The following is a 10,874-nucleotide window of genomic DNA, read 5'->3' on the forward strand; positions in this document are numbered from 1 at the left end:
CGCAGCGCCGCGCCGGCGGGGGAGTCCGGGTCCGACAGGACGACCGGCTTGCCCTCGTCGCCGCCCTCGCGCAGCCGCACGTCGATCGGGATGGAGCCGAGCACGGGAACGGTGGCGCCCGTGGTCCTCGTCAGGCCGTCCGCGACCTTCTGGCCGCCGCCCGTGCCGAACACGTCGACCATCTCGTCGCAGTGCGGGCACGGCAGACCCGACATGTTCTCCACCACGCCGACGATCTTCTGGTGCGTCTGCACCGCGATCGAACCGGCCCGCTCGGCCACCTCGGCCGCCGCCTGCTGGGGGGTGGTGACGACGAGGATCTCCGCGTTCGGCACCAGCTGCGCGACCGAGATCGCGATGTCACCGGTGCCCGGCGGCAGGTCGAGCAGGAGGACGTCCAGGTCGCCCCAGTACACGTCCGCGAGGAACTGCTGGAGCGCGCGGTGCAGCATCGGGCCGCGCCAGACGACGGGCGCGTTGCCCGGGGTGAACATGCCGATGGAGATGACCTTCACGCCGTTCGCCGACGGCGGCATGATCATGTTCTCGACCTGGGTGGGACGGCCGTCCGCGCCCAGCATCCGCGGCACGCTGTGGCCGTAGATGTCGGCGTCGACCACACCGACCTTCAGACCGTCGGCGGCCATCGCCGCCGCCAGGTTCACGGTCACGGAGGACTTGCCGACGCCGCCCTTTCCGGAGGCGACCGCGTACACCCGGGTCAGCGAACCCGGCTTCGCGAACGGCACCTCCCGCTCCGCCGTCGTCCCGCGCAGCGCCGCCGCCAGCTCCTTGCGCTGCTCGTCGCTCATCACGTCCAGCGAGACGTCCACACCGGTGACGCCCTCGACCCGCGACACGGCCTCGGACACGCGCTGCGTGATGGTGTCGCGCATCGGGCACCCGGACACCGTCAGATAGACCGTCACCGCGACCCGGCCGTCCGGCCCGATCTCCACCGACTTCACCATGCCGAGCTCAGTGATCGGTTTGTTGATCTCGGGGTCGTTCACCGTCGCCAGTGCCTCGAGCACCGCGTCTTCCGTAGCCATACGACAGATGGTACGGCGACGACCACCGGCCCATGAAAGGGCTGTCAACGGTCGGGTACGTCACTGTGCCGGCCGCCCCCGGACGGGAATAGATCCCGGTCCTCCAGCTCCTTCACCAGATCCTGGAGCTCCGAACGGATCCAGTCCCGTGTGGCGACCTCCCCCAGGCCCATCCGCAGCGCCGCGATCTCCCGCGTCAGGTACTCGGTGTCCGCGATCGACCGCTCGTTCTGCTTCCGGTCCTGCTCCAGGTTCACCCGGTCCCGGTCGTCCTGCCGGTTCTGCGCGAGCAGGATCAGCGGAGCCGCGTACGAGGCCTGGAGGGAGAGCATCAGGGTCAGGAAGATGAACGGGTACTCGTCGAAGCGCAGCCCGGCGGGCGCGGAGACGTTCCACACCACCCACGCGATGATCATCACCGTCATCCAGACGATGAACCGGCCCGTCCCCAGGAAGCGGGCGATCCGCTCCGACAGCCGCCCGAAGGCCTCGGGGTCGTACTCCGGCAGCAGCCGGGGCCGCCGGATCCGGGGCTGGTCGAGCCGGATCCGCGGCAGCTGCCGCTCCCGTTGCTCGCGGTCGCGCTCCTGCGTCCGGTCAGCCACCCTGCACCCCCTCCTCGTGGAACTCCGTCTCCCGCCAGTCCTCCGGCAGCAGATGGTCCAGTACGTCGTCCACGGTGACCGCGCCCAGCAGTGAACCGCTCTCGTCCACCACCGGCGCCGCCACCAGGTTGTACGCGGCGAAATAGCTGGTCACCGCCGGCAGCGGGGTGGCCGGGCCGAGCGGTGGCAGGTCACTGTCCACCAGCGCGCCGACCAGCGTGAACGGCGGGTCGCGCAAAAGCCGCTGGAAGTGCACCGTGCCCAGGTACTTGCCCGTCGGCGTCTCGTCGGGCGGCCGGCACACGTACACCTGGGCGGCGAGCGCGGGGGACAGGTCCTGCTGCCGCACCCGGGCCAGCGCGTCCGCCACCGTGGCGTCCGGCCGCAGCACGATGGGCTCCGTGGTCATCAGACCGCCCGCCGTGCGCTCCTCGTACGCCATGAGCCGCCGCACGTCCGCCGCGTCGTCCGGCCGCATCAGCGTCAGCAGCCGCTCCTTGTCCTCCTCCGGCAGCTCCGACAGCAGGTCGGCCGCGTCGTCCGGGTCCATCGCCTCCAGGACGTCGGCCGCCCGCTCCTCCTTCAGCTTGCCCAGGATCTCGATCTGGTCGTCCTCGGGCAGCTCCTCCAGGACGTCCGCGAGCCGGTCGTCGTCCAGGGCCGCCGCCACCTCGGCGCGCCGCTTGGGCGACAGGTGGTGCAGCACGTTGGCCAGGTCGGCGGGTCGCAGCTTCTCGAAGGTCGCGACCAGGTTCTCGGCGCCCTGGCCGTGCTCCTCCAGGGAGAATCCGCTGACGGACGACCACTCCACGGTCAGCGTCTCGCCCTTGCGGCGCAGCGCCCCGCCCTTGCCGCGCCGCACGAAGACCTTGTCGATCTCCCAGTCCCGGCGCGCCGGAAGCTGCTGGATCGACACGTCGAGGACGGTGACCTCCTCGCCCTCCCGCCCGTCCGGGCCCACGAGCCGCACCCGCCGGTCCAGCAGCTCACCGAGGACGAGCCGCTCGGTCGGCCGCTGCTCGAACCGGCGCATGTTCACCACACCCGTGGTGATGACCTGGCCCGACTCCACACCGGTGATGCGGGTCATCGGCACGAACACCCGGCGGCGGCTGAGCACCTCCACCACCATCCCGAGCAACCGGGGAGGCCTGCGTCCCACCCGCAGCATGGCCACGAGATCGCTGACCCGGCCCACCTGGTCGCCGACCGGGTCGAAGACCGGGACACCGGCCAGGTGGGAGACGAAGATGCGGGGGGCGCCTGCCGCCATGCCACGCGCCTCCTCGGTGCCGCACGATTCGAGTTCTCGCAGAGCCGTTGCCGGGCTTTGCCGGTTTCAGGCTAGCCCGTGCCGTTCCGCCCCGCTCCGGCAGCACCTCCGTACGGCTGCCGCAGGAGCGGTCACCCGGCCCGGGTACGCTGCGTCTGCCGTTCCCCCCAACCGGCCCCGGCGCTCGCCCGGCCGTGAGCGGCGACCCTCGCCCCCGCGCCCCGACGGGCACGCCCGCGGGCCCCCCACCGACACGAGAGGCAGCGCAGATGACCGTCCTCATCCCGTCATCGCGTACCCCGGCAGCGCGCGTCCAAGCGGCACGGCTGCGCAGAGCCGTCGCGCCGCTGGCGCTCTGCGCGGGTCTGACGGTGGGGCTCGCCGCCTGCGCCGCCGACCCGGACGAGGGGACCAACGGGGTCGGCCGGCTCTCCGCGCCCGAGATCGAGCGGAAGGCCCGTTCGGCGGCGGACGAGGCCCGGGCCGTGCGGCTCGCCGGCACCTTCGTCAGCAAGGGCGGCACCTACAAGCTCGACATGCGGCTCAAGCAGGACGGCGCCACCGGCTCGGTGCGGACGAAGAACAGCACCTTCGAGCTGCTCCGCGTCGGCGACGCGCTCTACATGAAGGCCGACGCCGGATTCTGGACCCACGACGACAAGGCGTCCGGCGAGCCGACCGAGTCCGACTCCGAGGCCGCCGACAAGCTCGACGACAAGTACGTGAAGGTCCCGCAGGACGATCCTTCCTATCCGCGGCTGCGCGGCTTCACCGACATGGACCTCCTCCTCGACGGTCTGATCGGCATCCACGGCGAGGCCGTCAAAGGCGACCGTGACCAGATCGGCGGCACCCGCACGATCAAGGTCAAGGGCGGCCAGGGCGGCGAGGGCGGCACGCTCGACGTGGCGCTGGACGGCACCCCGTACCCGCTCCAGCTGGCCCGGGGCGGGGGAGCGGGCCTCGTGGTGCTCTCCGAGTGGAACCAGGACTTCCCGCTCACCGCGCCGTCCAAGGAGGAAACCCTCGACTACGGCAAGCAGCTTCCGCGCGCCTAGCGGGTGTCCGCCCGGCCGCCCGGCCGAGGAGCGGCCCGGCGCCAGGGCCGCTCAGGAGCGGCGCTTGCGGAACAGCAGCTTCGGCAGGGCCGCCGGCACGGGGCGGCGGGTCGTCGCCCCGGTGGGCAGCGGTGCGGCGGCCAGGGAGCCGTCCGGCAGTTCCGTCGTCGCCGCCCGCGGTTCCAGCCGCAGCACCCGGCACTCGCGCGCCCAGCGCCCCGGCATCGCCTCGCCGTCCGGAGCGTTCAGCCGCTTGCCCTTCAGCTCGGCCACCGCCGCGTCCCACTCATCGGAGCCCGCCGGGATCTCCCGTACGGAGGCCGTCCAGGACACCAGCCGGCCGCCCTTGTCCTTGCTGCGCACGGTCACCTCGGCCGTACCGCCGTCGGCCAGGCCGGGCAGCGGCTGCTCGCCGGGGCCGTCGCCGACGACGTACGCGGCACCGTCGTGCCAGACGTGCCAGAGCGCGCGGGCGGGGCCCGTGCCCCGCACCCACACGAGGCCGGACTTCTTCGTGGCCTCCTCGACGAGGGCGCCGGTGAGCAGCGTGTCGGTCATGGCGGCAGCCTATCGGCCGCCCGCCCCGGGGCACCGGGCCGTCCGCGCCACGCCCGCACTCCTCCGCCCCGGGCTCTGGGCTCCCCTCCCGGACGCGGGCCGCTCCTAAACGGGGTTCGACGGGGCGACCCACTCGACGAGCTGGACGACTATGCCGTTCGGATCCGTCATCTGGAACAGCCGCTCCCCCCACGGCTCCTCGCGCAGCGGCAGGGTGATCGGCGCTCCGGCCTCGCGCAGCCGGCGCTCCTCGGCGTCGAGCCCGCTGACGGTGAACGCCAGGATGACGCCCTCCGCCCGCCGGTGCCGCTGCTCCGGAGGCAGGACCTCCGTGCCCGTCCGCAGCAGCACGATGTCGGCGGCCGGGTCGGCCGCGCCCCGCGTCAGCGAGGCGAAGCCCTCGGCGGCCATGGCGACCTCGTAGCCGAGGTGGGTCCGGAAGAACTCACGCGAGGCGACCACATCGGCGACGGTGAGGGAGAGGGTGGAAGTGGTGACGTTCACGGCGACTCCTGGCGTGGTGGGTGCGGCTGCGGCCGCGTGGCGGTGGGGCCGGGGACGGAGGTGACGGTTCAGAACGTGCGGCGCGGGGCCCGGTGCAGGGGCCGGGCCGCCTTGGCGCGGCTGCCGCGCGGTATCGGGCGCTGGGCGGTGGCGCGGAGCCCGGTTCCGCGACCTCGTACGGCGGGCGGGCCGGAGAGGGGGGAGAGGGCGGAAAGGTTCGCGGTGGCTTCCGCGGCCGGGCCGGACGTGGTCGCGGCGGCGGGCCTGGGAGCGGCGAGGGCCTGGAGGGCGAACGCGGTGGTGTCGAGGGCACGCATGGGCAGGTGACGCCTTCCCAGTTGAGGATAATTTTGCGACGGACGTAACTTTACGCAGAGACTCCGAACTGCCGCAAGGCTATTTTTGCCACCGGTGTAAGATTCCCTCATGAGTATCGAGCTGGGACTCCGGGAGTCCAAGAAGCAGGAGACACGGCAGCTGATCTCCGACTGCGCCACCCGGCTCTTCGTGGAGCAGGGGTTCGAGCGGACGACCATCACCGAGATCGCGCATGCGGCCCGGGTGGCCAAGAAGACGGTGACCAACTACTTTCCGCGCAAGGAGGACCTGGCCCTCGACCACCACGAGGCCTTCACCCAGGGCCTCGCCCGGACCGTCGCGGACCGCGAGCCGGGTGAGGCACCCCTCACCGCGCTCGAGCGGGCGTTCCGGGCCACGCTCGCGGCGCACAGCCCGGTCGCCGGCTTCACCGGCCCCGAGTTCGCCCGCATGATCGCGGACAGCCCGACGCTCACCGCCCGGCTGCGCGAGCTGCACGACCTGCGCGAGGAGGCGCTCGCGCGGGCGCTCGTCGCCGCCTCCGTGGCAGAGGGAGAGGCAGAGGAGGGGGAGAAGCGGGAGGGGGGCTCCGGGAGCGTCACGGCGATCGAGGCCCGGGCCGCCGCCGCGCAGATCGCCGCCGCCGACCGCCTCCTGTTCCGGCGGATACAGGAGCTCACCCTGGCCGGCCGCACGGACGACGAGATCGAGGCCGCGCTCGTGCCCGAGGCCGACCACGTGTACGGACTGCTGAGAGCCGCCCTCCGGACCTGAGGAGGGCGGCCGGCCGGTGGCCCCCTACAGCCAGCCGTTGCGCTTCAGGGTGCGGTGGATGGTGAAGCAGACCGCGATGATGCCGGTGAGGACCATCGGGTAGCCGTACTTCCAGTGCAGCTCGGGCATGTGGTCGAAGTTCATGCCGTACACACCGCAGACCGCCGTCGGGACGGCCACGATGGCCGCCCACGAGGTGATCTTGCGCATGTCCTCGTTCTGGGCGACGGTGGCCTGCGCCAGATTGGCCTGGAGGATCGAGTTCAGGAGCTCGTCGAATCCCACGACCTGCTCCTGGACGCGGGCGAGGTGGTCGGCGACGTCACGGAAGTACTTCTGGATGTCGGGGTCCACGAGCCGCATCGGACGCTCGCTCAGCAGCTGCATCGGGCGCAGCAGCGGGGTCACCGCCCGCTTGAACTCCAGCACCTCACGCTTGAGCTGGTAGATGCGCCCCGTGTCCGTACCGCGCGTGGAGCCCTTCGTCGCGGGCGAGAAGACATCGATCTCCAGCTGGTCGATGTCCAGTTCCACGGCGTCGGCGACCGCGATGTAGCCGTCCACCACGTGGTCGGCGATGGCGTGCAGGACGGCGGACGGCCCTTTGGCGAGGAGTTCGGGTTCGCCCTGGAGGCGGTGGCGGAGGTTGCGCAGGGAGCCCTGGCCGCCGTGCCGGACGGTGATGACGAAGTCGGGGCCGGTGAAGCACATGACCTCACCGGTCTCGACGACCTCGCTGGTCGCGGTCAGTTCGGTGTGCTCCACGTAGTGGATCGTCTTGAAGACGGTGAAGAGGGTGTCGTCGTACCGCTCCAGCTTGGGTCGCTGGTGGGCGTGCACGGCATCCTCGACGGCCAGCGGGTGCAGCCCGAACTCGGCGGCGATGACCGCGAATTCGGCCTCGGTCGGCTCGTGCAGGCCGATCCACGCGAAGCCGCCGCTCTCCCGGACGTGACGCATCGCGCCCCGGGGCGTCAGGCAGTCGCGGTCCTCGACGCGCAGGCCGTCGCGGTAGACGGCGCAGTCGACCACGGCACTGGAGGCGGAGTGGTCACGCGTCGGGTCGTAAGCGGTGTACGTGGTGGGCGTCTTGCGCAGGGAGTGGCGCAGGCCCGGACGGACGGCGGCGCGCAGGTCACGAATCATCGACATGGGCATGCTCCTTCACGGAGAGGCCGTCGGTGCGCGACACGTGGCACAGCCCGGAATGAGGACGTGGAGCTACGTCGTCCACAAAGCGGGCGGCACCGGCAGGGCGCGGTGACGGCGTTCGCTACAGACAGGCAAAGGCGAAAGTGCTCTTCCGTCGTGCGAGATGCCGGAGAGGTCGGGTCCGAACGGACCCCGGGTCACCGGAGGGTGCAGCGCACCGGGCTCGTGTACGGAGCGGCGAAAGAGCGGCTGGTACTGCCCGACCGACTTCGGTCCATCGCAGTCCCACCTCCTCCGGCCGGTCCCTCGTGAGGGATGACGTGTGACGAGCAGTCGGGAGTCCCGACCAGTGGCCAACACTATCAGCCGACCGAGGGTCAATCCCGTCCCTTGCCCATTCCCGACGCGATCTATGCTCACCGCATGGGAGAAGTTCTTGCACTGGTCGAGGCCCGGCTGCGCACGGCGCTCGGCGAACCGGACGCGAGGGCCGCGGTGACGTTCCTCGGCACGGACCGGATCGAGGTGCTCCGCTTCATGGACGGCGATCTCGTGCGGTACGCCACCCTCGGCATGTCCGCACAGCCGATGGCCGACCCCACCTCCGCCCTCGCCGACCCAGTCAAGGGTCCCCGCGCGGAACTCGTCCTCAGCGTGCGCGGCGGACTCGCCGAGACCGACAAGGTGCTGCGCCCACTCGCCGTCCTCGCCGCGACCCCGCAGGTCGAGGGAGTGGTCGTCGCCCCGGGCGCGTCGCTCGACGTCGGCGAACCGCTCTGGCCCGGCGCCCCCTTCAGCTCCGTCCTCGTCGCCGAGTCCGGCGGCCTCGTCGAGGATCTGGAGCTCGACCACCCCATGGACCCGGTGCGCTTCCTGCCGCTGCTGCCCATGACCGCGAACGAGGCGGCCTGGAAGCGGGTGCACGGGGCCCAGGCCCTGGAGGAGCGCTGGCTCATCCAGGGCACCGACCTGCGCGACCCGCTGCGACGCTCCGTGAACCTGGACTGAACCTCCGGACGGCCGACCGGAGTTGGGGACGAGCCCGGCCCACGGTCACGAGACGCCACCCCCGGCCCGGCCCGTGGCGGTCACGGGGAGTGAGAGGCGGACGCGGAGCGCGTCCGCCTCCCCGGCAGCGCCGGGGAGTACCGAGGGTGAACGGCTCCCGCCGGACGGGTGATCATCCGGAGGCGTCCTTGACGCGGAGCGGATGGGGTAGGACCGTTGAGCCCTATGAGGGGCGAACCCAGTTGCCCGAAGTGCGGTGGCCGGGTCAGGGCGCCCGGTCTCTTCGCCGACTCGTGGCAGTGTGACGTGCACGGCTCGGTGCATCCGCTCCAGCCCGTGATCCCGCCCAGCGTCGAAGCCCTCGGCGTCGTCGTCCACCGGTCCCACGTCCCGGTCTGGATGCCGTGGCCGCTGCCCGTCGGCTGGCTGTTCACCGGTGTCGCGTACGCCGGGGACGATCGCAGCGGCGGACGCGCGACCGCCGTCGCCTGCTCGGGGCCCGGCCCGCTCGGCGGAATCGGCGAGCTGCTCCTGATCGCCGAGGAGCTCGGCGTCGGCCTCGGAGCCCGGTACGCCGGGATCGACGGCCCCGACCCCGGCGCCGGCATGGCCATCGACAAACCGCCCCAGGCGAAAGTGCTCGCCGCCGGGCGACCCACCCCGCTCTGGCACGTCACCGGCGCCCCGCACGACCGCGCCGTGTTCGCCGGCGAGGCGCGGGGTCTCTGGCTGTGGGCGATCGTCTGGCCCGAACAGTCCGGCCTGCTCATGTACGACGAACTGGTCCTGACGGATCTGCGCGACGCGGGCGCCGAGGTCGAACTGCTGCCCTGCGGGGCGCTCACCCCGAGACTGCTCTCCTGAGGCCTGAGGCCTGAGGCCTGAGGACGGCCCGAGGTCCCCCGGAAGCCGCCTCGCCGGCACCGCCCCACGCGGGCAGGGGTGCTCCCGCAGGAGCCCGGCCGGTCATCCTGACGGGGCGTCCGCGTAACAGGCGTGGGCGCCACCGGCTCCGTACAAGAGCGTGCGAATCGCCCGTTATGCTGGAGTGTCCCTCCGTCCGTGCCGAGCCCCTGGAGTCCCGCGTCGTGCGCATCGATCTGCACACCCACTCCACGGCGTCCGACGGCACCGACAGCCCGGCCGAACTCGTCCGCAAGGCCGCCGCGGCCGGCCTCGACGTCGTCGCGCTCACGGACCACGACACGACCCGCGGCCACGCCGAGGCGATCGCCGCCCTGCCCGAGGGCCTGACCCTCGTCACCGGGGCCGAGCTGTCCTGCCGCCTCGACGGCATCGGCCTCCACATGCTCGCGTACCTCTTCGACCCGGAGGAGCCCGCGCTCCTCGCCGAGCGCGAACTCGTCCGTGACGACCGTGTTCCGCGCGCCCGCGCCATGGTCGAGAAGCTCCAGGACCTCGGCGTCCCCCTCACCTGGGACCGGGTCGCCCGCATCGCCGGTGACGGCTCCGTCGGCCGCCCGCACGTCGCCGAGGCCCTCGTCGAGCTCGGAGTCGTACCGGACGTCTCCGGCGCGTTCACGCCGCAGTGGCTCGCCGACGGCGGCCGCGCCCACGTCCGGAAGCACGAGCTGGACCCCCTGGAGGCGATCCGGCTGGTCAAGGCGGCCGGCGGCGTCACCGTCTTCGCGCACCCCCTGGCGGTCAAGCGCGGCGAGTGCGTCCCCGAAGCCGCGATAGCCCGGCTGGCCGAGGCGGGTCTCGACGGCATCGAGGTCGACCACATGGACCACGACGAGCCGACACGCGCCCGGCTGCGGGGCCTCGCGAAGGAGCTGGGTCTGCTGACGACGGGCTCCAGCGACTACCACGGCAGCCGCAAGACGTGCGGACTCGGCGAGTACACCACCGACCCCGAGATCTACGGCGAGATCATCCGCCGCGCCACCGGCGCGTTCCCGGTCCCCGGCACCGGGGGAGCCGCCTAGCCCCACGGGGCGCGGTGCCTCCGGCGGGGCGGGTCGTCCCCCAGGGCCCCGTACGGCCGCGACGCCCGGCTCCGGCCGGGCCGACGTGACCGGTACGGGAGCGCGGTCCGGCCACCGGGCCGGCTCGGCCGGTCGGTCGTACGGGCCTCCGGGCCAACCTGGCGGTCGACCGGCATCGCGCCGGGACGCGGCCGCGATCGTGGGCCTGTCGGCCCGGTCGCCGGGGGAGCGAACCCCGGCGGTCGGGGGCCGGCCCGTGGCTCCGTCGTCCGGTACGGCGACGGACTCGGGTCCTCGCGGGTGACCCCGGCCGAGGCCAGGCGGCTCGGACGCCGGTCCGCCGGGTGGTCCGGCCGGTCTCGCCGGCAGGGGGTCGGTCAGGGCTGGCCCGCGGTCGGGTCCGCCGGACGGGCCGCGCGCTCGGCAGGCGGCCGGTCGGCTCGATCGGTCGGTGGCGCACGGGGCCTCCGGGCTCCGGCCGCCGGTTCGTACGGGTCCTGCCGGATCCCGGCTCGGCGGGCGGGTTCGTACGGCTTGCGGCCCCGCGACCTCGCCACGGACCCGCTCGGCTGCCGTCCGGCAGGGCCTCGCGGCTCGCGACGGGCGGCATCCGGCCCGCCCGC

The 10,874-nt window shown here is 72.8% G+C and carries 12 protein-coding genes; 5 read left to right on the plus strand and 7 right to left on the minus strand.

Annotated features, from left to right (window positions below; translation table 11 throughout):
* The 3 genes from RIF68_RS14125 to RIF68_RS14135 all read right to left on the minus strand — a co-directional run.
* The coding region (locus RIF68_RS14125; RefSeq protein ID WP_309051579.1) for an Mrp/NBP35 family ATP-binding protein at window positions 1-1,052 on the minus strand (1,052 nt) is incomplete at its 3' end.
* Between the two features lie 44 nt (window positions 1,053-1,096).
* A complete protein-coding gene (locus RIF68_RS14130; RefSeq protein ID WP_309051580.1) occupies window positions 1,097-1,657 on the minus strand; it encodes a DUF1003 domain-containing protein in 561 nt (186 codons plus the stop codon).
* The gene (locus tag RIF68_RS14135; RefSeq protein WP_309051581.1) at window positions 1,650-2,930 is read right to left on the minus strand and encodes a magnesium transporter MgtE N-terminal domain-containing protein; all 1,281 of its coding nucleotides are present in this window, start codon (window positions 2,928-2,930) and stop codon (window positions 1,650-1,652) included. The genes RIF68_RS14130 and RIF68_RS14135 overlap by 8 nt, the downstream gene beginning before the upstream one ends.
* Before the next feature lie 269 nt (window positions 2,931-3,199).
* On the opposite strand from RIF68_RS14135, the gene RIF68_RS14140 reads away from it, so the two are divergent.
* Complete coding sequence (locus RIF68_RS14140) at window positions 3,200-3,988, plus strand: hypothetical protein (protein ID WP_309051582.1); 789 nt, start codon at window positions 3,200-3,202, stop codon at window positions 3,986-3,988.
* A gap of 51 nt (window positions 3,989-4,039) precedes the next feature.
* Here the strand turns inward: RIF68_RS14140 and RIF68_RS14145 are convergent, their stop codons facing one another.
* From RIF68_RS14145 to RIF68_RS14155, 3 genes are all read right to left on the minus strand, one after another.
* On the minus strand, window positions 4,040-4,546 hold the full coding sequence (locus tag RIF68_RS14145; RefSeq protein ID WP_309051583.1) for a hypothetical protein: 507 nt from the start codon (window positions 4,544-4,546) through the stop codon (window positions 4,040-4,042).
* A gap of 105 nt (window positions 4,547-4,651) precedes the next feature.
* Window positions 4,652-5,050, minus strand: a complete 399-nt coding sequence (locus RIF68_RS14150) for a VOC family protein (RefSeq protein ID WP_309051584.1) — start codon at window positions 5,048-5,050, stop codon at window positions 4,652-4,654.
* Between the two features lie 68 nt (window positions 5,051-5,118).
* Complete coding sequence (locus RIF68_RS14155) at window positions 5,119-5,367, minus strand: hypothetical protein (RefSeq protein ID WP_309051585.1); 249 nt, start codon at window positions 5,365-5,367, stop codon at window positions 5,119-5,121.
* 109 nt (window positions 5,368-5,476) lie between these two features.
* Between RIF68_RS14155 and RIF68_RS14160 the strand changes: the two genes are divergently transcribed.
* Window positions 5,477-6,142: a TetR family transcriptional regulator gene (locus RIF68_RS14160; RefSeq protein ID WP_309051586.1), complete on the plus strand. Its 666-nt coding sequence runs from the start codon at window positions 5,477-5,479 to the stop codon at window positions 6,140-6,142.
* Window positions 6,143-6,166: 24 nt separating this feature from the next.
* On the opposite strand, the gene RIF68_RS14165 is transcribed toward RIF68_RS14160, so the two are convergent.
* Window positions 6,167-7,294 (minus strand): magnesium and cobalt transport protein CorA, encoded by a 1,128-nt coding sequence (locus RIF68_RS14165; RefSeq protein WP_309051587.1) that lies wholly within the window; start codon window positions 7,292-7,294, stop codon window positions 6,167-6,169.
* 423 nt (window positions 7,295-7,717) lie between these two features.
* Here RIF68_RS14165 and RIF68_RS14170 point away from each other — a divergent pair, with 423 nt between their 5' ends.
* The 3 genes from RIF68_RS14170 to RIF68_RS14180 all read left to right on the plus strand — a co-directional run bounded on the left by RIF68_RS14170 (window position 7,718) and on the right by RIF68_RS14180 (window position 10,251).
* Window positions 7,718-8,302, plus strand: a complete 585-nt coding sequence (locus tag RIF68_RS14170) for a suppressor of fused domain protein (RefSeq protein ID WP_309051588.1) — start codon at window positions 7,718-7,720, stop codon at window positions 8,300-8,302.
* 225 nt (window positions 8,303-8,527) lie between these two features.
* The gene (locus RIF68_RS14175; protein WP_309051589.1) at window positions 8,528-9,166 is read left to right on the plus strand and encodes a DUF6758 family protein; all 639 of its coding nucleotides are present in this window, start codon (window positions 8,528-8,530) and stop codon (window positions 9,164-9,166) included.
* Between the two features lie 224 nt (window positions 9,167-9,390).
* Complete coding sequence (locus RIF68_RS14180; protein ID WP_309051590.1) at window positions 9,391-10,251, plus strand: PHP domain-containing protein; 861 nt, start codon at window positions 9,391-9,393, stop codon at window positions 10,249-10,251.
* The last annotated feature ends 623 nt before the right edge of the window (window positions 10,252-10,874 follow it).

This window comes from Streptomyces sp., from assembly GCF_031178505.1.
Lineage (GTDB): Bacteria > Actinomycetota > Actinomycetes > Streptomycetales > Streptomycetaceae > Streptomyces > Streptomyces gulbargensis.

Excerpts from the sequence above, each read along its gene's own strand:
- RIF68_RS14165 (WP_309051587.1), bottom strand. The coding sequence starts at position 7,294 with ATGTCGATGATTCGTGACCTGCGCGCCGCCGTCCGTCCGGGCCTGCGC.
- RIF68_RS14155 (WP_309051585.1), bottom strand. The coding sequence starts at position 5,367 with ATGCGTGCCCTCGACACCACCGCGTTCGCCCTCCAGGCCCTCGCCGCT.
- RIF68_RS14160 (WP_309051586.1), top strand. The coding sequence starts at position 5,477 with ATGAGTATCGAGCTGGGACTCCGGGAGTCCAAGAAGCAGGAGACACGG.
- RIF68_RS14145 (WP_309051583.1), bottom strand. The coding sequence starts at position 4,546 with ATGACCGACACGCTGCTCACCGGCGCCCTCGTCGAGGAGGCCACGAAG.
- RIF68_RS14170 (WP_309051588.1), top strand. The coding sequence starts at position 7,718 with ATGGGAGAAGTTCTTGCACTGGTCGAGGCCCGGCTGCGCACGGCGCTC.
- RIF68_RS14175 (WP_309051589.1), top strand. The coding sequence starts at position 8,528 with ATGAGGGGCGAACCCAGTTGCCCGAAGTGCGGTGGCCGGGTCAGGGCG.
- RIF68_RS14140 (WP_309051582.1), top strand. The coding sequence starts at position 3,200 with ATGACCGTCCTCATCCCGTCATCGCGTACCCCGGCAGCGCGCGTCCAA.
- RIF68_RS14135 (WP_309051581.1), bottom strand. The coding sequence starts at position 2,930 with ATGGCGGCAGGCGCCCCCCGCATCTTCGTCTCCCACCTGGCCGGTGTC.